The 26,119-nt window shown below is 58.9% G+C and carries 26 protein-coding genes; 13 read left to right on the top strand and 13 right to left on the bottom strand.

Features of this window, described 5'->3' with window-relative positions; genetic code table 11:
- Positions 1–217: 217 nt before the first annotated feature.
- Positions 218–661 carry a YkgJ family cysteine cluster protein gene (locus EAH74_RS20025; protein WP_123366988.1) on the top strand — a complete coding sequence of 148 codons (444 nt, stop codon included), beginning with the start codon at positions 218–220 and terminating at the stop codon, positions 659–661.
- A gap of 167 nt (positions 662–828) precedes the next feature.
- Here the strand turns inward: EAH74_RS20025 and typA are convergent, their stop codons facing one another.
- Together typA and thiI are read right to left on the bottom strand one after the other, a co-directional pair.
- Complete coding sequence (typA, locus tag EAH74_RS20020) at positions 829–2,649, bottom strand: translational GTPase TypA (protein WP_033055293.1); 1,821 nt, start codon at positions 2,647–2,649, stop codon at positions 829–831.
- 139 nt (positions 2,650–2,788) lie between these two features.
- Entirely contained in the window at positions 2,789–4,243 is a 1,455-nt protein-coding gene (gene thiI / locus EAH74_RS20015) for a tRNA uracil 4-sulfurtransferase ThiI (RefSeq protein ID WP_140680580.1), read from the bottom strand.
- Positions 4,244–4,573: 330 nt separating this feature from the next.
- Here thiI and glnA point away from each other — a divergent pair, with 330 nt between their 5' ends.
- The 5 genes from glnA to ntrC all read left to right on the top strand — a co-directional run bounded on the left by glnA (position 4,574) and on the right by ntrC (position 10,100).
- Positions 4,574–5,980, top strand: coding sequence for a glutamate--ammonia ligase (gene glnA / locus EAH74_RS20005; protein ID WP_046045568.1), 1,407 nt, complete (start codon positions 4,574–4,576; stop codon positions 5,978–5,980).
- Between the two features lie 244 nt (positions 5,981–6,224).
- The gene (locus EAH74_RS20000; protein WP_140680576.1) at positions 6,225–6,734 is read left to right on the top strand and encodes a DUF4124 domain-containing protein; all 510 of its coding nucleotides are present in this window, start codon (positions 6,225–6,227) and stop codon (positions 6,732–6,734) included.
- Entirely contained in the window at positions 6,731–7,351 is a 621-nt protein-coding gene (locus EAH74_RS19995; RefSeq protein ID WP_140680574.1) for a DUF4124 domain-containing protein, read from the top strand. Before EAH74_RS20000 ends, EAH74_RS19995 begins: the two co-directional genes overlap by 4 nt.
- A 230-nt stretch (positions 7,352–7,581) precedes the next feature.
- Positions 7,582–8,667, top strand: coding sequence for a nitrogen regulation protein NR(II) (glnL, locus tag EAH74_RS19990; protein ID WP_008024908.1), 1,086 nt, complete (start codon positions 7,582–7,584; stop codon positions 8,665–8,667).
- On the top strand, positions 8,664–10,100 hold the full coding sequence (gene ntrC / locus EAH74_RS19985) for a nitrogen regulation protein NR(I) (protein ID WP_008149434.1): 1,437 nt from the start codon (positions 8,664–8,666) through the stop codon (positions 10,098–10,100). The genes glnL and ntrC overlap by 4 nt, the downstream gene beginning before the upstream one ends.
- A 522-nt stretch (positions 10,101–10,622) precedes the next feature.
- Here ntrC and EAH74_RS19980 read toward each other — a convergent pair.
- Complete coding sequence (locus EAH74_RS19980; protein WP_046052179.1) at positions 10,623–11,063, bottom strand: hypothetical protein; 441 nt, start codon at positions 11,061–11,063, stop codon at positions 10,623–10,625.
- Here EAH74_RS19980 and EAH74_RS19975 point away from each other — a divergent pair.
- Entirely contained in the window at positions 11,062–11,517 is a 456-nt protein-coding gene (locus tag EAH74_RS19975; RefSeq protein ID WP_007949025.1) for a tRNA (cytidine(34)-2'-O)-methyltransferase, read from the top strand. The genes EAH74_RS19980 and EAH74_RS19975 overlap by 2 nt on opposite strands.
- A gap of 183 nt (positions 11,518–11,700) precedes the next feature.
- On the opposite strand, the gene secB is transcribed toward EAH74_RS19975, so the two are convergent.
- The 3 genes from secB to EAH74_RS19960 are packed head-to-tail and all read right to left on the bottom strand — an operon-like array spanning position 11,701 to position 12,897.
- A complete protein-coding gene (gene secB, locus EAH74_RS19970; RefSeq protein ID WP_007949026.1) occupies positions 11,701–12,186 on the bottom strand; it encodes a protein-export chaperone SecB in 486 nt (161 codons plus the stop codon).
- A 41-nt stretch (positions 12,187–12,227) separates the two neighbouring features.
- Complete coding sequence (grxC, locus tag EAH74_RS19965; protein ID WP_008149430.1) at positions 12,228–12,482, bottom strand: glutaredoxin 3; 255 nt, start codon at positions 12,480–12,482, stop codon at positions 12,228–12,230.
- Between the two features lies 1 nt (position 12,483).
- Complete coding sequence (locus EAH74_RS19960) at positions 12,484–12,897, bottom strand: rhodanese-like domain-containing protein (RefSeq protein ID WP_140680572.1); 414 nt, start codon at positions 12,895–12,897, stop codon at positions 12,484–12,486.
- A gap of 154 nt (positions 12,898–13,051) precedes the next feature.
- Here EAH74_RS19960 and gpmI point away from each other — a divergent pair, with 154 nt between their 5' ends.
- The 5 genes from gpmI (at position 13,052) to EAH74_RS19930 (ending at position 19,591) form a co-directional block, all read left to right on the top strand.
- A complete protein-coding gene (gene gpmI / locus EAH74_RS19955) occupies positions 13,052–14,581 on the top strand; it encodes a 2,3-bisphosphoglycerate-independent phosphoglycerate mutase (RefSeq protein WP_140680570.1) in 1,530 nt (509 codons plus the stop codon).
- Positions 14,582–14,811: 230 nt separating this feature from the next.
- Positions 14,812–16,110, top strand: coding sequence for a murein hydrolase activator EnvC family protein (locus EAH74_RS19945; RefSeq protein WP_140680568.1), 1,299 nt, complete (start codon positions 14,812–14,814; stop codon positions 16,108–16,110).
- 34 nt (positions 16,111–16,144) lie between these two features.
- Positions 16,145–17,464 carry a S41 family peptidase gene (locus tag EAH74_RS19940; protein WP_140680566.1) on the top strand — a complete coding sequence of 440 codons (1,320 nt, stop codon included), beginning with the start codon at positions 16,145–16,147 and terminating at the stop codon, positions 17,462–17,464.
- A 1-nt stretch (position 17,465) separates the two neighbouring features.
- Positions 17,466–18,248 carry a divergent polysaccharide deacetylase family protein gene (locus EAH74_RS19935; protein WP_140680564.1) on the top strand — a complete coding sequence of 261 codons (783 nt, stop codon included), beginning with the start codon at positions 17,466–17,468 and terminating at the stop codon, positions 18,246–18,248.
- A 104-nt stretch (positions 18,249–18,352) separates the two neighbouring features.
- Entirely contained in the window at positions 18,353–19,591 is a 1,239-nt protein-coding gene (locus EAH74_RS19930) for a trypsin-like serine peptidase (protein ID WP_140680563.1), read from the top strand.
- Between the two features lie 3 nt (positions 19,592–19,594).
- Here EAH74_RS19930 and EAH74_RS19925 read toward each other — a convergent pair whose 3' ends face one another.
- From EAH74_RS19925 to EAH74_RS19895, 7 genes are all read right to left on the bottom strand, one after another.
- On the bottom strand, positions 19,595–20,350 hold the full coding sequence (locus EAH74_RS19925; protein WP_140680561.1) for a substrate-binding periplasmic protein: 756 nt from the start codon (positions 20,348–20,350) through the stop codon (positions 19,595–19,597).
- A gap of 78 nt (positions 20,351–20,428) precedes the next feature.
- Positions 20,429–21,199 carry an imidazole glycerol phosphate synthase subunit HisF gene (hisF, locus tag EAH74_RS19920; RefSeq protein ID WP_007972752.1) on the bottom strand — a complete coding sequence of 257 codons (771 nt, stop codon included), beginning with the start codon at positions 21,197–21,199 and terminating at the stop codon, positions 20,429–20,431.
- A gap of 9 nt (positions 21,200–21,208) precedes the next feature.
- A complete protein-coding gene (gene hisA, locus EAH74_RS19915) occupies positions 21,209–21,946 on the bottom strand; it encodes a 1-(5-phosphoribosyl)-5-[(5-phosphoribosylamino)methylideneamino]imidazole-4-carboxamide isomerase (RefSeq protein WP_007897434.1) in 738 nt (245 codons plus the stop codon).
- 42 nt (positions 21,947–21,988) lie between these two features.
- Positions 21,989–22,246 carry a DUF2164 domain-containing protein gene (locus tag EAH74_RS19910; RefSeq protein WP_008024930.1) on the bottom strand — a complete coding sequence of 86 codons (258 nt, stop codon included), beginning with the start codon at positions 22,244–22,246 and terminating at the stop codon, positions 21,989–21,991.
- Entirely contained in the window at positions 22,247–22,885 is a 639-nt protein-coding gene (gene hisH / locus EAH74_RS19905) for an imidazole glycerol phosphate synthase subunit HisH (RefSeq protein WP_033058292.1), read from the bottom strand.
- Positions 22,885–23,478 (bottom strand): imidazoleglycerol-phosphate dehydratase HisB, encoded by a 594-nt coding sequence (hisB, locus tag EAH74_RS19900; protein WP_003218037.1) that lies wholly within the window; start codon positions 23,476–23,478, stop codon positions 22,885–22,887. Before hisB ends, hisH begins: the two co-directional genes overlap by 1 nt.
- 292 nt (positions 23,479–23,770) lie before the next feature.
- Positions 23,771–25,435 (bottom strand): OFA family MFS transporter, encoded by a 1,665-nt coding sequence (locus EAH74_RS19895; RefSeq protein ID WP_140680559.1) that lies wholly within the window; start codon positions 25,433–25,435, stop codon positions 23,771–23,773.
- A 223-nt stretch (positions 25,436–25,658) separates the two neighbouring features.
- Here EAH74_RS19895 and EAH74_RS19890 point away from each other — a divergent pair, with 223 nt between their 5' ends.
- Positions 25,659–26,063 (top strand): acetyl-CoA sensor PanZ family protein, encoded by a 405-nt coding sequence (locus EAH74_RS19890; protein WP_140680557.1) that lies wholly within the window; start codon positions 25,659–25,661, stop codon positions 26,061–26,063.
- Positions 26,064–26,119: the final 56 nt, after the last annotated feature.

The raw sequence follows: 26,119 nt of genomic DNA, 5'->3' as shown, positions 1-26,119 counted from the left end.
AGACGGTCTGACAGGCCGTTGGAACTCTGGTTCGGCAGTTTTTCCCGTTAGTGTGAGATAGATCGACATTACCTTGTCGCGCACCGGAAAGAATGCAGGGGCCGTGCCGGGTTACAGGTGTTATTGGGCGGCATACGAAAAAATCTGGCGAAAGGTTGTTCAAAAATCCACCAGTCCCGGTATGATCGCGCGCCCTGATGCACGCTGGTAACAACCGATGATGAAGTCCAACCTGATCGCCGCCGCGGAGATCGATCGCCTCGATACCTGGGCCAAGTACTCCGCCCCGATGTGTGGTTCGTGCGTTTCCAGCTGCTGCACCCTGCCGGTCGAGGTCAAGATCAAGGATCTGATCCGTATCGGCATCGTCGATGAGTTCGAGCGCGGCGAGCCGCCGAAGAACATCGCCAAGCGTTTGCAGAAGGAAGGGATCGTCGAGCGTTACAACCAGAAGTCCGAGATCTTCACCCTTCAGCGCATGAGCAACAACGATTGCCTGTACCTGGATCGTAAGAGCCGTCTGTGCACTATTTATGAAAAGCGCCCGGATACTTGCCGCAACCACCCGAAAATCGGGCCGCGGCCGGGGTATTGCGCGTATAAGCCCAAAGAAGTGGCGCGCGAGACCAGCGCCAGCCGTCGGACGCTCGAAAAATTCTAAAGCCGAAAAGATCGCAGCCTTCGGCAGCTCCTACAGGACCGCGTTATACCGCGCTTTTGTAGGAGCTGCCGAAGGCTGCGATCTTTTGCTTTATACCCCAGACAAACAAAAACGCCCCCGACCTTGCGGTCGGGGGCGTTTTTTTTAAGCGCTAACTAAGTCGAAACTCAGTTACCGGCTTTCTTGGCAGCGCGGGTACGCTCGCTTTCGCCCAGGATCTTCTTACGAAGACGGATGGACTTAGGAGTGACTTCGCACAGTTCGTCTTCTTGCACGAACTCAAGCGCTTGTTCCAGGGTGAAACGGATAGGCGGAACCAAAGCGATGGTTTCGTCTTTACCCGAGGCACGCATGTTGTCGAGCTTCTTGCCTTTGGTTGGGTTAACGCCCAGGTCGTTGTCGCGGCTGTTGATGCCGACGATTTGACCTTCGTACACGTCTTCACCGTGACCCAGGAACAGTTTGCCGCGAGCTTGCAGGGTTTCCAGCGAGTAAGTCAGAGCCTTACCGGTAGCAACCGAAACCAGCACGCCGTTTTGACGGCCGGACATGTCGCCGGACTTCATCACGTCGTAACGGTCGAAGATCGAGGTCAGGATGCCTGCACCGGAGGTCAGGGTCAGGAACTCGTTACGGAAACCGATCAAGCCACGAGCCGGGATGTTGTACTCAAGGCGCACACGGCCCTTGCCATCCGGAACCATGTTGGTCAGGTCGCCCTTACGGATACCGATCTGTTCCATGATCGAACCTTGCGATTCTTCCGGCAGGTCGATGGTCACGTTTTCGTACGGTTCGTGCTTGACGCCGTCAACCATGCGGATGATCACTTCCGGACGACCAACACCCATTTCGAAGCCTTCGCGACGCATGGTTTCGATCAGTACCGAGAGGTGCAACTCACCACGGCCGGAGACTTTGAACTTGTCGGCGGTGTCGCCTTCTTCAACGCGCAGAGCAACGTTGTAGAGCAGTTCTTTGTCCAGACGTTCCTTGATGTTACGGCTGGTGACGAACTTGCCTTCACGACCGCAGAACGGCGAGTCGTTAACCTGGAAGGTCATGGAAACGGTTGGTTCGTCAACGGTCAGCGGCTTCATCGCTTCGACGTTCAGTGGGTCGCACAGAGTGTCGGAGATGAACAGCTGGTCGAAGCCGCTGATGCAGACGATGTCGCCGGCAGCTGCTTCGTCAACGTCGATACGGTGCAGACCGTGGTGACCCATCAGCTTCAGGATACGACCGTTACGGCGCTTGCCGTCGGCGTCGATAGCCACAACTTGAGTGTTCGGCTTGACGCGACCACGGGCGATACGGCCAACGCCGATAACACCCAGGAAGCTGTTGTAGTCCAGTGCCGAGATTTGCATCTGGAACGGACCGTCACGGTCAACCTTTGGAGCCGGTACGTGGTCAATGATCGCCTGGTACAGCGGGGTCATGTCTTCAGCCATGTCGGTGTGTTCCAGACCGGCAATGCCGTTCAGGGCCGAGGCGTAGACGACTTTGAAGTCCAGCTGTTCTTCGGTAGCACCCAGGTTGTCGAACAGGTCGAAGATCTGGTCCAGAACCCAGTCCGGACGCGCGCCTGGACGGTCAACCTTGTTGATGACCACGATTGGACGCAGGCCGGCTTCGAAAGCCTTCTTGGTCACGAAACGGGTTTGCGGCATAGGGCCGTCTTGAGCGTCAACCAGCAGCAGAACGGAGTCAACCATCGACATTACGCGTTCAACTTCGCCGCCGAAGTCGGCGTGGCCCGGGGTGTCCACGATGTTGATGTGGTGGCCGTTCCAGTTGATGGCGGTGTTTTTCGCCAGAATGGTAATACCGCGCTCTTTCTCCTGGTCGTTGGAGTCCATCACGCGCTCGTCGTTGAGCTCGTTGCGCTCCAGGGTGCCGGATTGACGCAAGAGTTTGTCTACCAGGGTGGTCTTACCATGGTCAACGTGAGCAATGATGGCGATGTTGCGTAGATTTTCGATCACTTGTGTATCTCGATCAGAGGATTCGGTGTGCTGACAAGTCTTGGCAGCGATTAACAGTAGAGTCCGGCAAAGCCGTTACAGCTTGACGGCGGCGTCGGGGGGCCGGTGACGCAGGCCACAGGCAAACAGCCCCGGGCACTTAGCTCGGTCGATAAACGCGCACATTGGCATGCCCCTCACTGAGCAAATGGTGGGCATGCAGGCGACTCATCACGCCTTTGTCGCAATACAGCAGGTACTGGCGAGTAGGGTCCAGTTCCTTGAAACGAGCGTTCAATGCATAAAACGGCATCGCTTGTACCTCAATGCCAACGAGGCCCAGCGGGTCGTCTTCAGCGGCATCCGGATGACGGATATCGATGACGATCTGACCAGCCAGCGCTTCACTGACTTCTTCGATCTGCAAGTCCTGGCCCAATTCGTCGATCACACGATCGATCGGCACCAGTTTGGCGTTCTCGAGCGCACGCTCAAGTACTGCCATGTCGAACTGTTGTTCTTCGTACTCCACGCGTGGACGCTTGGCGTGGGTCTTGGGGTTCACCGAGATGACCCCGCAGTATTCCGGCATGTGCTTGGCGAAGTCGGCAGTACCGATTTCGTTGGCCAGGTCGATGATGTCCTGCTTGTGACTGGCGATCAGCGGACGCAAGACCAGCTTGTCGGTCACGCAGTCGATCACGGACAGGTTCGGCAGCGTCTGGCTCGACACCTGGGAAATCGCTTCGCCGGTGACCAGCGCATCGATCTCCAGCCGATCGGCAATACGGGAAGCAGCGCGCAACATCATACGCTTCAAAACTACGCCCATATGACTGTTATCGACTTTACCGAGAATTTCTCCCAGTACTTCCTCGAACGGCACACTCACAAATAACACGCGTTGAGAGCTGCCGTACTTCTTCCAGATGAAGTGCGCGACTTCCATAACGCCCAGTTCATGGGCTCGTCCGCCCAGATTGAAGAAGCAGAAATGGCTCATCAGCCCGCGCCGCATGATCTGGTAAGCAGCCACAGTGGAATCGAAGCCGCCGGACATCAGCACAAGCGTCTGTTCCAGGGCACCCAGCGGATAACCGCCGATGCTGTTGTGCTGGCTGTGGATCACAAACAACCGTTTGTCGCGAATTTCGAGGCGAACTTCGATTTCCGGCTCTTTCAGCGAGATTCCGGCGGCGCCGCACTGACGACGCAGTTGGCTGCCGACGTATTTCTCGACGTCCATCGAACTGAATTCATGCTTGCCGGCACGCTTGCAGCGCACCGAAAAAATCTTCCCGGCCAACGCATCACCAAAGTGCTGCTTGCACTTGGCGACGATGTCGTCGAAGTCACCCAGCGGGTATTCGTCGACTTGCAGGAAATGCGCGATGCCCGGCATGCAGCTCAGGCGCTCGGTCATCTCCTTCAGGGCTTTGGGCTCGCTGACGCGGGTTTCCAGCTCGAGATTGTCCCACACACCGTTCACCACCACAGCCGGGTCCAGGTCGCGGAGCACGGTACGGATGTTTTTGGCCAACTGGCGGATGAAACGCATCCGTACCGGGCGGCTCTTGATGGTGATCTCGGGGAAGACTTTTACGATTAGTTTCATGAAAACAGCGCGCGCTGGGCCAGCCGAAAAAGGGGGGCGCGGATTATAGCGGAAATTGCTCAAGGTTTAACCAGTTAATGTGCAGAAGGTTTTGCGCGCACCAAAACAGGTCATTTGTTGAATTTAGCGCTACATTACGGGGCGCTATTTCCCGCATTGCGCCGCTTTGTACCTTTATAAGCGTGAAATTGGGGCAAAAAACCCATGGTGGGGCACTGGCATGCAATTTGCTCCCTTGTGAGGCAGGTTGCCTTGGCAGAGTATTCGCGCCGGCATCACCCACATTCTAAGGGCATCCACTACTAAGCCCGAAGCCACCCGGAGGACACTATGTCGAAGTCGGTTCAACTCATCAAAGATCATGACGTCAAGTGGATTGATCTGCGCTTCACGGACACCAAAGGCACTCAGCACCACGTGACCATGCCGGCTCGCGACGCGCTGGATGAAGCTTTCTTCGAAGAAGGCAAAATGTTCGACGGTTCCTCCATTGCTGGCTGGAAAGGCATCGAAGCCTCCGACATGATCCTGATGCCGGACGACAGCACTGCCGTTCTCGACCCGTTCACCGAAGAGCCAACCCTGATCCTGGTTTGCGACGTGATCGAGCCTTCGACCATGCAAGGCTACGACCGTGACCCACGTGCGATCGCCAAGCGTGCCGAGGAATACCTGAAGTCGACCGGTATCGGCGACACCGTATTTGTTGGTCCAGAGCCTGAATTCTTCATCTTCGACGAAGTGAAGTTCAAGTCCGACATCTCCGGCTCCATGTTCAAGATCTACTCCGAACAAGGTTCGTGGATGTCCGACCAGGACGTGGAAGGCGGCAACAAAGGCCACCGTCCAGGCGTCAAAGGCGGCTACTTCCCGGTTCCGCCGTTCGACCACGACCACGAAATCCGTACCTCCATGTGCAACGCCATGGAAGAAATGGGCCTGGTTATCGAAGTTCACCACCACGAAGTGGCCACTGCCGGCCAGAACGAAATCGGTGTGAAGTTCAACACCCTGGTGGCCAAGGCTGACGAAGTTCAGACCCTGAAGTACTGCGTACACAACGTTGCCGATGCATACGGCCGCACCGCGACCTTCATGCCTAAGCCGCTGTACGGCGACAACGGCTCGGGTATGCACGTTCACCTGTCCATCGCCAAAGATGGCAAGAACACCTTCGCTGGCGAAGGCTATGCCGGCCTGTCCGACACCGCTCTGTACTTCATCGGCGGCATTATCAAGCACGGTAAGGCCCTGAACGGCTTCACCAACCCGTCGACCAACTCCTACAAGCGTCTGGTCCCAGGTTTCGAAGCTCCGGTAATGCTGGCCTACTCGGCTCGCAACCGTTCCGCTTCGATCCGTATTCCTTACGTGTCCAGCCCTCGCGCTCGCCGTATCGAAGCTCGCTTCCCGGATCCGGCAGCCAACCCGTACCTGGCCTTCGCTGCCCTGGTAATGGCCGGCCTGGACGGTATCCAGAACAAGATCCACCCTGGCGATGCTGCTGACAAAAACCTGTACGACCTGCCGCCTGAAGAGGCGAAAGAGATCCCACAAGTTTGCGGCAGCCTGAAAGAAGCCCTGGAAGAGCTGGACAAAGGTCGTGCGTTCCTGACCAAAGGCGGCGTTTTCAGCGACGACTTCATCGACGCTTACATCGCTCTGAAAAGCGAAGAAGAAATCAAGGTTCGTACCTTCGTACACCCACTGGAATACGAGCTGTACTACAGCTGCTGATCCGGTAGCGCCTGCGCAAGCGGCGTGACAAAAAAGAGGCCTCCTTCGGGAGGCCTTTTTTGTGGGCAAATCAAAAGATCGCAGCCTTCGGCAGCTCCTACATTGGAACGCGTACACCCTGTAGGAGCTGCCGAAGGCTGCGATCTTTTGATCTGGCTTTTCCATACCAAAATGTTTACAACTTGGGTCAACCACCGCCCCTGACCTATGCTGCAACCCAACGCCTTCGCTTCCGGTCAATTTTATGGGTCGTGGTTTTCTACTGATGTTGCTGTTGATCGCCCTGCCCGCCGCAGCGCAGATCTATAAGTACACCGACGCCGACGGCAACACCGCCTACAGCAATCAACCGCCCGATGGCGTGAAGGCTCAGCCGGTCGAGTTGCCACCGCTGAACAGGGTTGAGCCCCAAGCCCCTCCTGCGCCACCTGTCGAAGCCACCAGTGGCGAACAACCGAGCAGCGCTTACGAGGTGCTGGAGCTGACCAACTTACCCACTACCGAAGCGCTGCGCGCCAACAACGGCACCTTCACCGTCAACGTGCTGATCAAACCCCGCCTGCAAGGCCCTCATCTGTTCAGGCTGTTGCTGGACGATCAACCTTACGGCCAGCCGAGCAACGTGCCGATCCTGCAACTGGTCAATATTGATCGCGGCACACACAGCCTCGCGGTGCAGGTGATCGACGGGGAAAACATCGTTCAACAAAGTCCCTCCGTGACGTTCACCGTACAACGGGTGCATAAGCCGTGAGGCTGTGGCTGCTGATCACATGCTTGATCGCCCTGCCGGCGACGGCCGAGGTGTTCACCTACGTCGACGCCCAGGGCAATCGGGTCTATACCGACCAGCCAGGCTCCGGCAACGCCAAGCGCGTGCCGATGGCGACGAGTAACCGCATGTCCGCCAACCCAACCGGTGCTACGCCGATGACAGCGCCGAAGAAACCCGAAGCCAAAGCGCTTTTCCACTACGACATGCTGAGAATCCTGGTGCCGGAGCCAGACGCCACGGTACGCAGCAGCGCTGGCGAAATAATCGTCAGCGTTACCAGCGAACCCGGCCTGCAACATGGCCATCGCTACCGATTGCTACTCGACGGCCAACCTACCGCAGATCCCGGCCTGAGCCCTGTATTCGCCCTGAGCAACATCGATCGCGGCAGCCATAATCTCTCTGTGGAAATCCTCGACGAGCACGGCCGCACGGTCGAACGCACAGCCAACCAGCCGTTCCACATGCTGCGCATCTCCCTCGCGCAGAAGCGTCAGGTCAAACCCTGCGCCCTCCCCGATTACGGCCAACGGCCGGAATGCCCACTCAAAGACAAACCCGTAGAAGAAAAAAATCCCTTCCTGCGCTTCTTCTAACGCCGTTCAGGTTTGCGCACTATATTGGTGCAATTGGTTGCACCATACTCACATCCCATCCCATTTTGGTTCGAAAGTACCCGCGAAAGCTGGCAGAACGCCACGCAAATGAGCGTCAAACGCCCGTTTCAGGCCTTAAACGCTTCTTTTCGGAGCCTTGGTTTGGTTTTTGCATTTTCCTCGTATCGGCGCGTTATTCACGCGCATGCCCTGCTCCAAAAGAGGTCCTGATGACCATTAGTGACGCACTGCATCGATTGCTACTCGACAACCTGACCACCGCCACCATTCTGCTCGACGCCGAACTGCGCCTCGAGTACATGAACCCGGCGGCGGAGATGCTCCTGGCCATCAGCGGTCAGCGTAGCCATGGGCAGTTCATCAGCGAGCTGTTCACAGAATCTACCGAGGCGCTGAACTCCCTGCGCCAGGCGGTCGAGCAGGCACATCCGTTCACCAAGCGCGAAGCGATGCTCACCGCCCTCACCGGCCAGACGCTGACCGTCGACTACGCGGTAACACCGATCCTGGCCAACGGCGCCACGATGCTGCTGCTGGAAGTTCACCCCCGTGACCGCTTGCTGCGGATCACCAAGGAAGAGGCGCAACTGTCGAAACAGGAAACCAGCAAGATGCTGGTGCGCGGCCTCGCTCACGAGATCAAGAATCCTCTCGGCGGGATACGCGGCGCGGCGCAATTGCTCGCCCGCGAATTGCCGGAAGAAAGCCTGCGCGACTACACCAACGTGATCATTGAAGAGGCCGACCGCCTGCGCAATCTGGTCGATCGCATGCTCGGCTCCAACAAACTGCCGTCGCTGGCGATGTGCAACGTCCACGAAGTTCTGGAACGCGTTTGTCATCTGGTGGAGGCCGAAAGCCAGGGCTGCATCACTTTGGTGCGCGACTACGACCCAAGCATTCCCGACGTGTTGATCGACCGCGAACAGATGATTCAGGCTGTGCTGAACATCGTGCGCAATGCGATGCAGGCCATCAGCAGCCAGAACGAGCTGCGCCTTGGCCGCATCAGCCTGCGCACCCGCGCCATGCGCCAGTTCACCATCGGCCACGTGCGCCATCGTCTGGTGACCAAGATCGAAATCATCGACAACGGCCCGGGCATTCCCGCGGAGTTGCAGGAAACCATCTTCTTTCCCATGGTCAGTGGCCGCCCGGACGGTACCGGGCTGGGCCTGGCCATTACCCAGAACATCATCAGCCAGCACCAGGGCCTGATCGAATGTGACAGCCATCCAGGCCACACCACCTTCTCGATCTTTCTGCCACTGGAACAAGGAGCCACATCGACATGAGCCGTAGTGAAACCGTGTGGATCGTCGATGACGACCGTTCTATCCGTTGGGTCCTGGAAAAAGCCTTGCAGCAAGAAGGCATGACCACGCAAAGCTTCGACAGCGCCGATGGCGTGATGAGCCGCCTGGCGCGCCAGCAGCCGGACGTGATCATCTCCGACATTCGCATGCCGGGTGCCAGCGGTCTGGACCTTCTGGCGCGGATTCGCGAACAACACCCACGGCTGCCGGTCATCATCATGACCGCTCACTCCGATCTGGACAGCGCTGTCGCGTCCTATCAGGGCGGCGCGTTTGAATACCTGCCAAAACCGTTCGACGTTGACGAGGCGGTGTCGCTGGTCAAACGCGCGAACCAGCACGCCCAGGAACAGCAAGGCCTGGAAGTCCCAGTCGCCTTGACCCGCACCCCGGAAATCATCGGTGAAGCGCCGGCGATGCAGGAAGTGTTTCGCGCCATCGGGCGCTTGAGCCACTCCAACATCACCGTGCTGATCAACGGCGAATCGGGTACCGGTAAAGAGTTGGTGGCGCACGCGCTGCACCGTCACAGTCCGCGTGCGGCTTCGCCGTTCATTGCGCTGAACATGGCGGCGATCCCGAAAGACCTGATGGAATCCGAGCTGTTCGGCCATGAAAAAGGCGCGTTCACCGGCGCGGCCAACCTGCGTCGCGGGCGTTTTGAGCAGGCTGACGGCGGCACGCTGTTCCTCGATGAAATCGGCGACATGCCGGCAGACACTCAGACTCGTTTGCTGCGGGTGTTGGCGGACGGTGAGTTCTACCGCGTCGGCGGCCATGTGCCGGTGAAGGTCGATGTGCGAATCATCGCCGCGACTCACCAAAATCTGGAAACCCTGGTGCACGCCGGGAAATTCCGTGAGGACTTGTTCCACCGCCTCAACGTGATTCGCATCCACATTCCACGGCTGTCGGACCGTCGCGAAGACATCCCGACCCTGGCCAAGCACTTCCTCAGCCGCGCCGCGCAAGAACTGGCGGTGGAGCCCAAGCTGCTGAAAAGCGAAACCGAGGAATACCTGAAGAACCTGCCGTGGGGCGGCAACGTGCGTCAGCTGGAGAACACCTGCCGCTGGATCACGGTGATGGCTTCGGGTCGCGAAGTGCACATCAGCGACCTGCCGCCGGAGCTGCTGAACCTGCCGCAGGATTCGGCACCGGTGACCAACTGGGAGCAAGCGCTGCGCCAGTGGGCCGATCAGGCGTTGGCTCGTGGCCAGTCGAGCCTGCTGGACAGCGCTGTACCGGCGTTCGAACGGATCATGATCGAAACCGCCCTCAAACACACCGCCGGCCGCCGCCGCGATGCCGCCGTTTTGCTGGGCTGGGGGCGTAATACCCTGACGCGCAAGATCAAGGAATTGGGGATGAAGGTTGATGGTGGGGATGATGATGAGGGGGATGAGGGTTAACTTTTAACCCTGTGGGAGCGAGCCTGCTCGCGAAGGGGCCATCAAATTCGACATTGATGTTGACTGAGCCACCGCTTTCGCGAGCAGGCTCGCTCCCACATTTAGAGTTCAGTGCACCGCCGCAATGCATCGTGAACCGCAATCGCGCACGGCAACAGATCCGAAATCCCGCCTGCGTTCGCAACCGAACCCCTATCGAAAAAACACGAAAGCCCCGGAATACGGGGCTTTCGACGCTTCAGCGCGACACTCTGTTTCAACTTGTTAAAACCTGGCACGCCCCCTGCAATAGTCCATTCAGTGATTCGATTCACTACCCAGTTTCGGGGACCTTGGTACAGGCAGGCCGGGGATTCCCCTCTTTACACCGGGCTCACACCGCACAAGCGACGAGCCCAAGCAGTTTTGGGGCCCTTGATACAGGCAGGTCAGGGGTTCCTTCTTTACACCGGGCTCACGGCGCAATGCGCGAGCCCTGCCGTTTTGGGGACCTTGGTACAGGCAGGCCGGGGATTCCCTCTTTTATTGCTCTCGGAGATGGATCTCCAGCCGCCAGCGGTCATCGACCTCGCTACCGGCCCACTCGCCCTGCAGTGGCCGGGCCGCCACCACCGTCAGCAACAACCCCCCATCACTCAAACGCACACGCCAGTTCACGCTCTTGTCGTTGATTTTTAGCTGACCTTTCTGTGCCTTTCCTTCAGCCTCGAACAGCAACGCGAGGCTACCGTCGACGAACTCGCCGTGAGCCTTGGGTTCGTTGTTGAACCACACCACCAGCCCATCGTTCGTGACCTCGACCTGCTGCAATTCGCTGGGGTCGGGAGTGGTCAGGCGACCGATCATCAGCCCCACCATCACCCCGACAATCGCCAGCGAAGCCATCACTCGCGGGAATAGCTTCGAACGTGGGTCAGCTTCAGGCGTAGAATGCCGCTCATCTTTACCTTCGGAGCCGTGCATGTTTCACGTCATCCTTTTCCAACCAGAAATTCCGCCGAATACCGGCAACGTTATCAGGCTGTGCGCCAACAGTGGCTGCCACCTGCATTTGATCGAACCGCTGGGCTTCGAGATGGACGACAAGCGCCTGCGCCGGGCCGGCCTCGATTACCACGAGTATGCCACCCTGCAACGCCACGCAGACCTCGCCAGCTGCCTGGAAAGCCTCGGTCATCCTCGGCTGTTCGCTTTCACCACCAAGGGCTCGCGGCCGTTCCACGACGCCAGCTTCGCCGAGGGCGATGCGTTCCTGTTCGGCCCGGAAAGTCGCGGCTTACCGGCGGAAGTGCTCGATGCACTGCCCGGCGAACAACGTTTGCGCCTGCCGATGCGTGAAGGCTGCCGCAGTCTGAACCTGTCGAACACCGTGGCGGTTGCCGTGTACGAAGGCTGGCGCCAGCTCGGTTTTAAATAACACCGCAATTCAATGTAGGAGCTGCCGAAGGCTGCGATCTTTTGATCTTCAAAACAAAATCAAAAGATCGCAGCCTTCGGCAGCTCCTACAGAGGTCGGCGAGTCAGCGCACATCCAGCCGTTTCGTTTGCCCCATGAAAAAAGCGCCTGTTACGGCGCTTTTTTCGTTACTGCATCGAAAGCTTATTGAACGGTCGGAGTCTCGCCAGCCGCCTGCATGCGTTGCAGTTCTTGTGCGTACAGCGCGTCGAAGTTCACCGGGGCCAGCATCAGCGCCGGGAACGAACCGCGGGTGACCAGGCTGTCCAGGGTTTCGCGAGCGTACGGGAACAGGATATTCGGGCAGAACGCGCCGAGGGTGTGGCTCATCGAAGCGTCGTCGAGGTTCTTGATCAGGAAGATCCCGGCCTGTTGCACTTCAGCAATGAACGCCACTTCGTCGCCGTTCTTCACGGTAACGGACAGGGTCAGTACGACTTCGTGGAAGTCGCCTTCCAGAGCCTTTTGACGGGTGTTCAGATCCAGACCGACGCTCGGTTCCCACTGCTGGCGGAAGATTGCCGGGCTTTTCGGGGCTTCGAAGGACAAGTCACGTACGTAGATGCGCTGCAAGGAGAATTGCGGTGCGGTTTCTTCTTCGCTAGCTGCAGTGTTCTGTTGGTCAGTCATCTCAGATCCTTTCTGATCTTGGGGTCTTATAGGGAAGGCATTCAGGCCTTGAGCATGGCGTCGAGCTTGCCGGCGCGCTCAAGGGCAAACAAATCATCACAACCACCCACGTGGGTGCTGCCGATCCAGATCTGCGGCACGGACGTACGTCCGGCCTTCTGAGCCATGGCGGCACGCACCTGCGGCTTGCCATCGACCTTGATCTCTTCGAAGGCCACGCCTTTGTTCTCGAGCAGGTACTTGGCTCGCGAACAGTAAGGGCAGTAATCGCTGGAATAGACGACGACGTTGCTCATATCACTTCACCAACGGCAGGTTGTCGCCTTTCCAGCTGGAAATACCGCCGGAGAGCTTGGCGGCGGTGAAGCCGGACTTCATCAGTTCGCGGGCATGAGTACCGGCAGTCTGGCCCATGGCGTCGACCAGGATGATGGTCTTGGCCTTGTGCTTATCCAGTTCGCCGACGCGAGCGGTCAGTTTGTCGTGAGGAATGTTCACCGCGCCAACAATGTGACCGGCGGCGAAATCCTTGGTCGAACGAATGTCGATCACAACGCCCGCGTCCTTGTTGACCAGCCCGGTCAGTTCACCGGTGCTCAGGCTGCGGCCGCCGCCTTGCATCTGATAGGCCAATAGCAGGGCCGCCAGTACAACGAAGATACCCACGAGAATGTAGTGGTTGGTGGCGAATTGAATCAGATGATCAACCATCGAAGGAGGTTCCAGGGCGTTAAAATGTCGGCCAGTATACACAGCCACTATGGTGGGCCAAACCCCGTCCGGCGGTGACGCCGTCGGAACTTAGCTTTAAACTGCCACTCCCTTTTCCATCGCCCTCTTTTTAACTCAGCCACGAGTGGAATCCATGACTACCACGCCTAAACCTTTGGTCCTGATTATTCTCGACGGCTTCGGTCACAGTGAGAGCCCTGAATCCAATGCCGTGTTTGCGGCGAAGAAGCCCGTACTGGACCGTCTGTGGGCCACCGTGCCGAACGGTCTGATCTCGGGCAGCGGCATGGACGTCGGCCTGCCGGATGGCCAGATGGGCAACTCCGAAGTCGGTCACATGAACCTCGGCGCCGGCCGCGTGGTGTATCAGGACTTCACACGCGTGACCAAATCGATCCGCGACGGCGAGTTCTTCGAGAACCCGACCATCTGCGCCGCTGTCGATAAAGCCGTCGCTGCCGGCAAAGCCGTGCACTTCATGGGCCTGCTGTCCGATGGCGGTGTTCACAGCCACCAGGATCACCTGGTTGCCATGGCCGAACTGGCTTTCAAGCGCGGCGCCGAAAAAATCTATCTGCACGCCTTCCTTGATGGTCGCGACACGCCGCCGAAAAGCGCTCAGTCGTCCATCGAACTGCTGGATGCGGCCTTCCAGGCCCTCGGCAAAGGCCGGATCGCCAGCATTGTCGGCCGTTACTTCGCCATGGACCGCGACAACCGTTGGGATCGCGTGTCCCAGGCTTACAACCTGATTGTCGATGGCAACGGCGAATTCAACGCCGCCACCGCTCAGGAAGGCCTGCAAGCCGCGTACGAACGTGGCGAAAGCGACGAATTCGTCAAAGCCACCAGCATCGGTGAGCCGGTGAAAGTCGAAGACGGCGACGCCGTGGTGTTCATGAACTTCCGCGCTGACCGCGCCCGCGAACTGACCCGCGTGTTCGTCGAAGACGATTTCAAGGAATTTGAACGTGCCCGCCAGCCAAAACTGGCCGGCTTCGTCATGCTGACCCAGTACGCCGCCAGCATTCCCGCCCCATCGGCCTTCGCCGCGGGCAGCCTGGAGAACGTGCTGGGCGACTACCTGGCGAAAAACGGCAAGACCCAGTTGCGCATTGCCGAAACCGAGAAGTATGCCCACGTAACCTTCTTCTTCTCCGGCGGCCGCGAAGAACCGTTCCCGGGTGAAGAGCGCATCCTGATCCCGTCGCCAAAAGTCGCCACCTATGACTTGCAGCCCGAGATGAGCGCCCCGGAAGTCACCGACCGCATCGTCGACGCCATCGAAAACCAGCGTTACGACGTGATCGTGGTCAACTACGCCAACGGCGACATGGTCGGCCACAGCGGCGTGTTCGACGCAGCCGTAAAAGCCGTTGAATGCCTCGACCTGTGCGTCGGCCGCATCGTTGACGCGCTGGAAAAAGTCGGCGGCGAAGCGCTGATCACCGCCGACCATGGCAACGTCGAGCAAATGTCCGACGCATCCACCGGCCAGGCGCATACCGCGCACACCACCGAACCGGTGCCGTTCATCTATGTCGGCAAGCGTGACTTCAAGGTTCGCGACGGCGGCGTGCTGGCGGATGTGGCACCGACCATGCTGATGTTGATGGGCCTGGAAAAACCTGCGGAAATGACCGGGACTTCGATACTGGTCTGATTAGGTCCTTCAAACGCCACCAAACCCTGTGGGAGCGAGCCTGCTCGCGATAGCAATCTGACAGCCAACATCACGGTTGAATGTTCAGGCGCCATCGCGAGCAGGCTCGCTCCCACATTGGTTTTCGGTGTTTTTCAGCCCGGTTATCACACAACCCCAATTGGGCGTTTTTTTTGCAGCGCTTGGCGGGCATACTAGGCCCGTCCCTTTCCCTGGTGTCGCCCGCCTCTATGCTTCGCGTCCTGATAGCCCTTGCTCTGACATGCCTGCTCCAACCGGCCTTTGCTGACGAGCGCGCGCAAACCCAACAACAGTTGGACGCCACGCGTCAGGACATTGCCGAGCTGAAAAAACTGCTGGGCAAACTCCAGGAAGAAAAATCCGGTGTGCAGAAAGACCTCAAAGGCACCGAGACCGAGATGGGCAAGCTCGAGAAGCAGGTCGAAGCCCTGCAAAAAGAGCTGAAGAAAAGCGAAGCCGAGCTGCAGCGACTCGATGCCGAGAAAAAAAAACTCCAGAGCGCGCGCATTGAACAGCAGCGACTGATCGCCATTCAGGCCCGCGCGGCCTATCAGAACGGCCGTCAGGAGTACTTGAAGCTGCTGCTCAACCAGCAGAACCCGGAAAAATTCGCCCGCACCCTCACCTATTACGACTACCTGAGCCAGGCCCGCCTGGAGCAGCTGAAGAATTTCAACGAAACCCTGCGCCAACTGGCCAATGTCGAAAAAGACATCGCCATGCAACAGGCGCAATTGCTGGTGCAGAAAAGCAGCCTCGACAGCCAGCGTGATGAACTCGACAAAGTCCGCAAGGAACGTCAGCAAGTCCTGGCCAAGCTCAGCGACGACGTGAAAGCCCGCGATCAGAAGCTGGCAGCCCGCGAGCAAGATCAGGCAGACCTGTCTAAAGTCCTTAAAACCATTGAAGAAACCTTGGCCCGTCAGGCCCGAGAGGCAGAAGAAGCGCGGCAAAAAGCGCTGATCGCCCAGCAGGAAGCCGAAAAAAAGCGTTTACGTGAGGCTCAGGCTGCAGCAGATGCAGACGCCACTGATGCCCCACGCAAACCCGTTAAATCGACACCCGGCGCCCTGGTATCAAGTTCAGGTGAGACCTTTGGCGGCCCCTTTGCTTCAAGCCGGGGAAAACTTCCCTGGCCCGTTGATGGTCGACTGCTTGCACGCTTTGGCGAAACCCGTGGCGACGACGCCCGCACCAAATGGGACGGCGTGATGATCAGCGCCTCCGCCGGCAGCCAGGTGCACGCCGTGCATGGCGGTCGCGTGGTGTTCGCCGACTGGTTGCGCGGCGCCGGGCTGCTGGTGATTCTCGACCACGGCAACGGTTTTTTGAGTCTTTATGGTCACAACCAGACGCTGCTCAAGTCTGCGGGTGACGTGGTAAAAGCCGGTGAGTCCATCTCCACTGTGGGTAGCAGCGGCGGGCAGGACACACCAGCGCTGTATTTCGCTATTCGTCAGCAGGGTCACCCGAGTGATCCGGCGCAATGGTGCCGCGCGCAAGGATAGGCGTTGAGTCACCTACATTAGGAGTTCGTTCGACATGCTGCATTTGTCCCGCCTTACCTCGCTGGCCCTGACGATCGCCCTGGTGATCGGCGCGCCTCTGGCGTTCGCCGCTCAACCGGCCCCGGCGGTCGCGCCTGCGGGCACGGCTGCGACCACCAAGGCGCCGTTGCCTCTGGAAGAGTTGCGCACCTTTGCCGAGGTCATGGATCGGATCAAGGCCGCGTATGTCGAACCGGTGGACGACAAGACCCTGCTGGAAAACGCCATCAAAGGCATGCTCAGCAACCTCGACCCGCACTCTGCCTATCTGGGCCCGGAAGACTTCGCTGAGTTGCAGGAAAGCACCAGCGGCGAATTCGGCGGCCTGGGCATCGAAGTTGGCGCCGAAGACGGTTTCATCAAGGTCGTTTCACCGATCGATGACACTCCGGCCTCCAAGGCTGGCATTCAGGCCGGCGACTTCATCGTCAAGATCAACGGCCAACCGACCCGCGGCCAGAGCATGACCGAAGCCGTGGACAAGATGCGCGGCAAGATCGGCCAGAAAATCACCCTGACCCTGGTGCGCGACGGCGGTACACCGTTTGACGTGACCCTGGCCCGCGCCATCATTCAAGTGAAGAGCGTGAAGAGCCAGCTGCTGGAATCCGGCTACGGCTACATCCGCATCACCCAGTTCCAGGTCAAGACCGGCGAAGAAGTCTCTAAAGCCCTGGCCAAGCTGCGCAAGGACAACGGCAAGAAGCTCAAAGGCATCGTCCTCGACCTGCGTAACAACCCGGGCGGCGTGCTGCAAGCGGCGGTGGAAGTGGTCGACCACTTCATTACCAAGGGCCTGATCGTTTACACCAAGGGCCGTATTGCCAACTCCGAACTGCGCTTCTCCGCCACCGGCAAGGACGAAAGCGAAGCCGTGCCAATGGTCGCGCTGATCAACGGCGGCAGTGCCTCGGCCTCGGAAATTGTCGCCGGTGCCTTGCAGGATCAGAAACGCGCGGTGGTCATGGGCACCACCAGTTTCGGCAAAGGTTCGGTACAAACCGTGCTGCCGCTGAACAACGAACGCGCACTGAAGATCACCACGGCGCTGTATTACACGCCGAACGGCCGCTCGATCCAGGCTCAGGGCATCGTCCCGGACATCGAAGTGCGCAAGGCCAAGATCACCAACGAGCAGGACGGGGAGTACTTCAAGGAAGCCGATTTGCAAGGTCACCTGGGGAATGGCAACGGCGGCGCCGACAAACCGACCAGCGCCAGCGGCAAAGCCAAGGCGATGCCGCAGGATGACGACTACCAATTGGCCCAGGCCCTGAGCCTGCTCAAAGGGTTGAGCATCACCTCCGGCCGCTGAGATGCGCCTGCGGTTGCTCCTCGGCCTGCTGTGCTGTCTGGTGGGTGTCGCTCACGCGGCGCCTGCCCCTCAAAAGGCTTACATCACTCTGATCATCGATGACCTGGGGCAGAACCTGCCCCGGGATCGTCGCGTGTTGGCCCTGCCCGGCCCGGTCACCACGGCGATCATGCCCGACACCCCCCACGCCACCGAATTCGCCCGCGAGGCTCACCGCGCCGGCAAGATCGTCATCCTGCACATGCCCATGGACCCGGCCACCGGGCCGTTCGCCTGGCATCCCGAGTTACCCATCGAAGAACTCGAAAAGCGTCTGAACGCGGCGTTCCAGGCTGTGCCGTATACCGCAGGCATCAACAACCATATGGGCAGCCGCATGACCGTTCAGCAACCGGCCATGGCCTGGCTGATGGCGGACTTGCAGCGTCGGCACAAGCTCTTCGTCGACAGCCGCACCAGTGCGCAAACCGTGGCGGCCGCCGAGGCGCAGAAGATTGGTCTGGCGAGCGTTTCGCGGGATGTATTCCTGGATGACGAGCCCACTGAAGCCGCGATTTTTACTCAGCTACAGACGGCTATCAGCCTGGCGCGCAAGCAGGGTTCTGCGGTGATGATCGGGCATCCGTATCCGCAGACATTAGCGGTGCTTGAACGTGAATTGCCCAAGCTCAAGGCTCAGGGCATTGACTGGATCGATATCAAACAGATGATCAGTGTGCGCGGCAATCGTGCAACGGCAGCGCACGGCAAGGATGGCCAGTACCGTCTCCCGACCGCACGGTAATTCCTCGCAGCCCACTCCATTTCGCGATAACTATTTATACCTGCCGGTACACCGCCGCGTGCCACGATAGCGCTCACCCTGAATTTCATCACCAAGGAATGGACATGAAATACCTCAGCTTCTTGTGCTTCGCCGGCCTGATTGGCCTGCTGGCTATTTCCGCAGTGCAGGCCCGCGACCTAGGCGAAGGCGCTGTCAACGACTCACCGTCAAGGGCACTGCAAAACAGCGAACATTTTTATGAAATCTGGAGCGGCGTGGGACGACTCAGTCTCCAATCGGGCGAGACTTGCAGCGCCGTTCTGCTGGACACGCGAAACAGACACGGCCAAGCCACTGGCCCTGCTTACCTGCTCACCAGCGGTCATTGCGTGCTCTTTCAGTACGGTTCGGCGCGGACCAATCTGCCTTTGGAAGCCAGCGTCACCTTCCACTACTTTCATGACATGCCACAGCGTAAGCGCCGATACGCCATCCGAACTGCCCGATGGAGCAGTCTGGTCGGGACCGATCTTGCAGTACTGGAGGTCGACGCGACATTGGCGTCGCTGATACAGGCCGGGGTCAACCCGCTCAAGCTGGCGTCCCATCAAACCTACGAGAGTCAGGATGCGCTTAACGTTGGCGCGCCGGGTGGCTTTACCGAACAAGGGCTTCGATTGAGCGCCTGCGCTGAACAAACCGCCGGAACATTCATCGATCATCCTGGGGTGTTCCCTTTAGCCATGAAAAACAGCTGCGACCTTTACGCTGGCAGCTCCGGTAGCCCGATGCTGAACCGCCGCACCAATGAAATCACCGGCATCGTCAGTAAAGTCGCTATCTCGCGCAATACCCCAGCGCCGCCCGATTGTGAGCACTCGACGTCTTGCAAGGCCGCCCGTTTCAACTACAGCTACTCCGCCAACTTTCTTCACAAGTGCTTTATTGATGGGGTCTTTACCAGTGATGGGGCGGACTGTTCATTGGAGCCGGTCGAGCTGACTGTCACGGAGCCCTGGAAGCTCAAGTCATACGTGCATAGAACGCAAAACGCAGATGGGCAGATCGTATTGCCTACGTGGGATTTCAGGTTCTCCCTCGAGGCGCCCTTCTATCGCTACAAAACGGTCCATAACGCCAGGGACTGCAAAGCTTCCGACAATTACAGCGCCGCCATCAGCGCTGAAGAGGCTTACATCAATAGTGAAATCGGGCCACAAAGCGGCGCACATGCGCTCTGTATTATCGGCGTCGCCTCAGGGGAACAGCAGCTGACAAGGGCGAGGTTGAATAACGTGTTTACAAGTGCCGTGTACTTGAGCGCGACGCCGGCCGCTCCGTCTCAGGTTGTATCGAAGTGATGGCTACAGATACTTCGCCATGATGTCGTCCACCACGCCTTCCTTGCGTAGCTGATCCAGCGCGGCTTGCAGCTTGGCGACGGTTTCATCCGGAACGTCTTTATTCAACGCCAGGTACAACTCGGCACTATTGAAGCGCAGCACGGTCTTGAGCCCTGTCACCCCGTCCTGACGCGCCAGATAGCGGCCTGCCGGGTCACCAGTGGCCCACAGGTCGATCTGGCCGTTGACCAGTTTTTTTGCGTTGTCCTGATCCCGCAGCACAACGATCGGCTTCAGTCCTTGCTTGGCTAGCGTCTCGGCAATCGCATCGCCCTTGTAGGCGCCGATCTTGTACTTGCGCGCCTGATCCAGCGTCTCGAGTGTGATCTTGCTGTCAGCCTTGGCCAGCATGATCCAGTCGTCCGGACCAATCGGGCCAACCCACTTGAACAGTTTCTCGCGGTCCGGCAACCGCGCCATCACAAATACGCCGTAACCGGGTTTCTCCAGGGCGAGCTTATAGATTCGCTCCCAAGGGAAACGCAGCGTCAGGCTATAGGTGACTTCGGCGCGCTTGAATATCTCGCGGACGATGTCCACGGCGATGCCATTGATGTTCTCGTCCTGAGCGAAGTTCTTGCCGTTCTTCGCCATGTTGTAGGGGGGGAAATTTTCAGTCAGCAACACCAGACCGGTGTCGGGATTTTCTGCGGCATGCGCTCCATTGATGAGCAATAGAGAAGCGCTGGCGAGGACAAGAAGAAGGCGTTTAAGCATGTCTGGCTACCTGAATCCATGGCGTACCCAAGAGTGCCTTGAGCCCGCCATGATGTCCACTGGCCTGTATCGGTTTGTTTACCGCATCACGATGCCGCGATGGGCCATGTAGGCCTTGGCTTCCTGCACGGTGTATTCGCCGAAGTGGAAAATACTCGCCGCCAATACCGCGCTGGCGTGGCCTTCGATAATGCCGTCGGCCAAGTGCTGCAGGTTGCCGACACCGCCGGACGCGATTACCGGAATGCCCAAGGCATCGCTGATAGCGCGAGTCACGCCCAGGTCGAAGCCGTTTTTCATGCCGTCCTGGTCCATGCTGGTCAGCAGGATTTCACCGGCACCAAGGCCTTCCATCTTCTTTGCCCACTCAACGGCGTCGAGACCGGTTGGTTTGCGACCACCGTGGGTGAAGATTTCCCAGCGTGGGGTTTCGCCCGGACCGGAAACTTTCTTCGCGTCGATGGCGACGACAATGCACTGCGAGCCGAAATGCTGAGCCGCTTCGCCGACGAATTCCGGGTTGAACACCGCAGCGGTGTTGATCGAAACCTTGTCCGCGCCGGCATTGAGCAAGTTGCGAATGTCCTGCACGGTACGCACACCGCCACCCACGGTCAGCGGGATGAACACCTGGCTGGCCATGCGTTCGACGGTATGCAGCGTGGTGTCGCGACCGTCGACGCTGGCGGTGATGTCGAGAAAGGTAATCTCGTCGGCACCTTGCTCGTCGTAGCGACGGGCGATTTCCACCGGGTCGCCGGCGTCGCGAATGTTCTCGAACTTGACGCCCTTGACCACCCGGCCGTTATCCACGTCCAGGCAAGGGATGATGCGTTTGGCCAGCGCCATGGTGAGTCCTCAGCCTTTGTACGAATCGCAGAAAGCTTGCGCTTCAGCGACATCGAGGGTGCCTTCGTAGATCGCCCGGCCGGTGATGGCGCCGATGATGCCTGGCGCCTTCGCGTCGAGCAGCGACTTGATGTCACCCAGATTGTGGATACCGCCGGAAGCGATCACCGGAATCTTCGTCGCAGCGGCCAGAGCGGCGGTGTACGAAACGTTGCAGCCCTGCATCATGCCGTCTTTGGCGATGTCGGTATAAACGATCGCGGACACGCCGTCGGCTTCGAATTGCTTGGCCAGGTCGATCACCTGAATGGTGCTGATTTCAGCCCAACCGTCAGTGGCGACAAAACCGTCTTTGGCATCCAGACCGACGATAACCTTGCCCGGGAACGCGCGGCAGGCTTCAGCAACGAAAGCTGGATCTTTCACAGCTTTGGTGCCGATGATCACGTAGCTCACGCCCGCCTTCACGTAGTGTTCGATGGTTTCCAGGGAGCGGATACCGCCGCCGATCTGAATCGGCAGGTTCGGGTAGCGCTTGGCGATGGCGGTGACCACTTCGCCGTTGACCGGCTGGCCTTCGAAGGCGCCGTTCAGGTCGACCAGATGCAGACGGCGGCAACCGCCTTCCACCCACTTGGCAGCCATGCTCACCGGGTCATCGGAGAACACCGTGGAATCTTCCATGCGGCCCTGGCGCAGACGAACACAGGCACCGTCTTTAAGATCGATAGCGGGAATAATCAGCATCTGGCAAACCTTCAAATTCGATTGTTCAGCTTCGCTCGAAAATCAGTTTTTCTCGAGCGCCCACAGGTCGCTTTCGATGCTTTCGAACCTTTCTTTAAGGTGCGTCTGCACATCGAAAATCGCCCTGTTGTAATAGTGCGGCGCAATTTCGCGGGTAAACAGCTCAAGAATTTCAGCCGCTTCGAACGAACCCAGGTCCAGTTCGAAGCGATCTTCCATAAAGCGTTTGATCTTGTGATTGGCCTCGTTCTCCTGTTCGGGAGTGAGGGTCAGGATCGGCGGCTTCTTCTTGACGGCCATTTACCAGCGACCATCCCACGCGGCGAAGTTCTGCAGCAATTGCAGGCCATGGGTATGGCTCTTCTCCGGGTGGAACTGCACGGCGAAACGCGAGCCATCGGCCAGCGCTGCGGCGAAATCGACACCGTAGTGACCGCCGCCCACCACTTGCCGCGGGTTGCCGGCAGCGATGTAGTAGCTGTGCACGAAGTAGAAACGCGCCAGGTCCGGAATGTTGTGCCACAGCGGGTGACTTACCGTCTGCTTCACTTCGTTCCAGCCCATGTGCGGGACTTTCAGGTGTTCGCCGTCTTCGTGCAGGTCTTTGCCGAAGAACTTCACCGCGCCCGGGAACAGGCCGATGCAGTCGACGCCGTCGTTCTCTTCACTGCTGTCGAGCAAGGCTTGCATGCCGACGCAGATGCCGAGGAACGGGCGGTCCTGGCTGACTTCGCGCACCAGCGAATCGAAGCCCAGGCGACGGATCTCCGCCATGCAGTCGCGAATCGCGCCGACGCCGGGGAAAACCACCCGGTCGGCTTCGCGAATCACGTCGGCATCGCTGGTGATCAAGACCTTGCCGGCACCGACGTGCTCGAGGGCCTTGGCCACCGAGTGCAGGTTGCCCATGCCGTAATCGATAACCGCGACCGTCTGCATTACAGAACGCCTTTGGTCGACGGCATCTGACCGGCCATGCGGTCATCCAGCTCTACCGCCATGCGCAGTGCGCGGCCGAATGCCTTGAACACGGTTTCGATCTGGTGGTGGGTGTTGGTGCCGCGCAGGTTGTCGATGTGCAGGCTGACAAGCGCGTGGTTGACGAAGCCCTGGAAGAATTCCTGGAACAGGTCAACGTCGAAGCCGCCAACGGTGGCGCGGGTGTAGGGAACGTGCATCTGCAGGCCAGGGCGGCCGGAGAAGTCGATCACCACACGCGACAACGCTTCATCGAGCGGCACGTAGGCGTGGCCGTAGCGACGGATGCCTTTCTTGTCGCCGATGGCTTTGGCGAAGGCCTGACCCAAAGTGATACCGACGTCTTCCACCGTGTGGTGGTCGTCGATATGCAGGTCGCCCTTGCTGACAATATCCAGGTCGATCAGCCCGTGACGGGCGATCTGGTCCAGCATGTGCTCAAGAAAAGGTACACCGATATCAAATCGGGCCTTTCCGGTGCCATCCAGGTTGATCGAGGCTTTGATCTGGGTTTCCAGAGTATCGCGCTCGACTGACGCCTTACGTTCGGCCATCACCAGCTCCGCAAAATCATTGGGCGAAAAAGGCAACCATTATAGGGGCGCGGGCGCCAAACAGAAACACGGGAGGTGATATGACTGACGGAGTGAATCCCGTGTTGTCGGGGATAGACATGTCCATACAAGCCATTTTGGGCACTGCAAAACAACTGTGGGAGCGAGCCTGCTCGCGAAAGCGGTGGTTCAGCCAACACTGATGTCGACTGACACTCCGTCTTCGCGAGCAGGCTCGCTCCCACAGGGTCGGTGTTTATTCAGGGCTGGATGTTGTCAGCCCATGAACACCTTAGTGGAACAAGACTGCCGTTTTCTGCAGGGTCACCCAAACACCCCACGCCAACGGAATACCCACCACCAGCCACGCCGCAATCGCCAGCGGCTTGCTGCCCGGCGCCGCTTTCCATTCCAGCACGGTGCTGCTGTCAGCACCTTTGTCATGGCCCAGCGCCTGTTCGGCGGCCAGTTCAGCGTCGGTCATGAAGTACTTGTCAGCCACCGGACGCACCAGCAGGTTGCAGATGAAACCCAGCACCAGCAGGCCCGCGAGGATGTACAGGGTGATGTCGTAAGCCGCGGCGCGTTCAACGCCGATGCTCAGCTGATACTCACGCAGGTAGTTCACCAACACCGGACCCAACACACCCGCCGCCGCCCAGGCCGTCAGCAGACGACCGTGGATCGCGCCGACCATTTGCGTGCCGAACAGGTCCGCGAGATACGCAGGGACAGTCGCAAAACCACCGCCGTACATCGACAGGATGATGCAGAAGGCCGCCACGAACAGCGCAACGTTGCCCAGGTGACCGAGGTTCGGGATCAGCGCGTACAGCGCAAAACCGAGAGCGAAGAACACGAAATAAGTGTTTTTGCGGCCCAGGTAATCCGAGAACGAGGCCCAGAAGAACCGGCCACCGATGTTGAACAGGCTCAGCAAACCGGTAAAACCGGCAGCAATTGCAGCGATCGAGGCCAGTTGCGAAGCGTCGAGCTGACCGAAAGTCAGACCGTTACCCAGCAATTTACCGGCAAACACTTCCTGCAACAGCGGTGAAGCCATGCCGAGGATGCCGATACCCGCCGAAACGTTCAGGCACAGCACCAGCCACACCAGACGGAATTGCGGGGTTTTCCACGCCACATTCACGTGGACGTGACGGTGGGTGATCATCGCGTTGGAAGCTTTCTTCGCCGGGGCGGTCCAGCCTTCAGGCTTCCAGCCGGTTGGCGGAACGCGGTAGGACAGTGCGCCACCGATCATGAACACGAAGTAGATCGCGGCCATCACCAGGAAGCTCTGCCACACGCCGACGCTGGTTGGCGAAGCGAAGTGGCCCATCAAGGCTGCGGCCAGCGGAGCACCGACCATCGCGCCACCACCGAAACCCATGATTGCCATGCCGGTCGCCATGCCGCGCTTGTCCGGGAACCACTTGATCAGGGTCGATACGGGCGAGATGTAACCCAGGCCCAGGCCGATACCGCCAATGACCCCGGAGCCGATCCACATCAGCCATATCTGGTGGGTATAGACCCCCAGCGCTGAAATCAGCAGACCGCCACACCAGCACAGTGCCGATACAACGCCAGCCTTGCGTGGCCCGGCGTGTTCCAGCCAGCCGCCCCAAATGGCGGCCGAGCAACCGAGGAAAATGAAGAACAGGGTGTAGATCCAGCCGAGCATCGAGATCGGCCAGTCACATTGGGACGAGAAGACTTGCGAGATGAAGCTCATGTCCGGCGCGCAGGCCACTGCCTTGGTCACGCCCAGCGCTTTGGACAATGGCAACCAGAACACCGAAAAGCCGTAGGCCATGCCGATGCACAGGTGGATGGCCAGGGCGGCCGGTGGTACCAGCCAACGGTTGAAACCGGGCTTGGCGATGATGCGTTCCTTGGACAGGAACGCGGGCTGGTCGGCTTTGAGGCCGTCCGCCGTGATGCTCGTGGTCATTGTGTATCCCCCAATTATTAGTATGGTTCGCCAGCCACTCCTCACCCCCAGCCTTTATGCGCACGCATGACTGTTTTTTCAGGCTGAAGCTCCGTTTTGGTGCGACTTCACGTCGCAGAAGGACGGACGAACCGGCAGAGGTTACCATCTGTACGTGACAGAAAAATCAAAGTGATATCACCTTTTGTATGTCATCAGTTCTCGTACCACTGAAGGAGCCCTCATGCCGATCATTGTCGAGCCGCTAAACGAAGCCACTTATCAGGATCAGCAAGATCTGCAGAAGATCTACCGCGATGCACCGGACTGGCTGTTTGCCCCGTTTGCCGGAGATTTGCAGCTGATCGAAGCCTGCCTGCTGGACGGCTCGCTGATCGCTGGCCGCTTCAACGATCGACTGTTAGGCGCGGCACGCCTGCAACGACACCAGGATGTCTGGCACCTGTCCCAACTATGTGTACGAAAAATTACCCGTCGTCGTGGCGTGGCCGAGCGGCTGGTGAACGAAGCGCAGAAAATGGCGTCGCAAGCGGGTGCGACATTGCGTCTGTTGGCGCCTGCCGGGCATCTGGAGGCACAAGCGCTGGCGGCCAAACTGAAAATGCCGCTGGATGAGTTGCCGACGTGATCGCTGACCGGTCGTCCGCTGCGGAGCGCTATACTCCCCGGCTAAATTTCGAATTC

It is taken from the genome of Pseudomonas mandelii (assembly GCF_006438925.1).
Taxonomy (GTDB): domain Bacteria; phylum Pseudomonadota; class Gammaproteobacteria; order Pseudomonadales; family Pseudomonadaceae; genus Aquipseudomonas; species Aquipseudomonas mandelii_C.
This window is presented reverse-complemented; position numbering and strand designations above follow the sequence as displayed.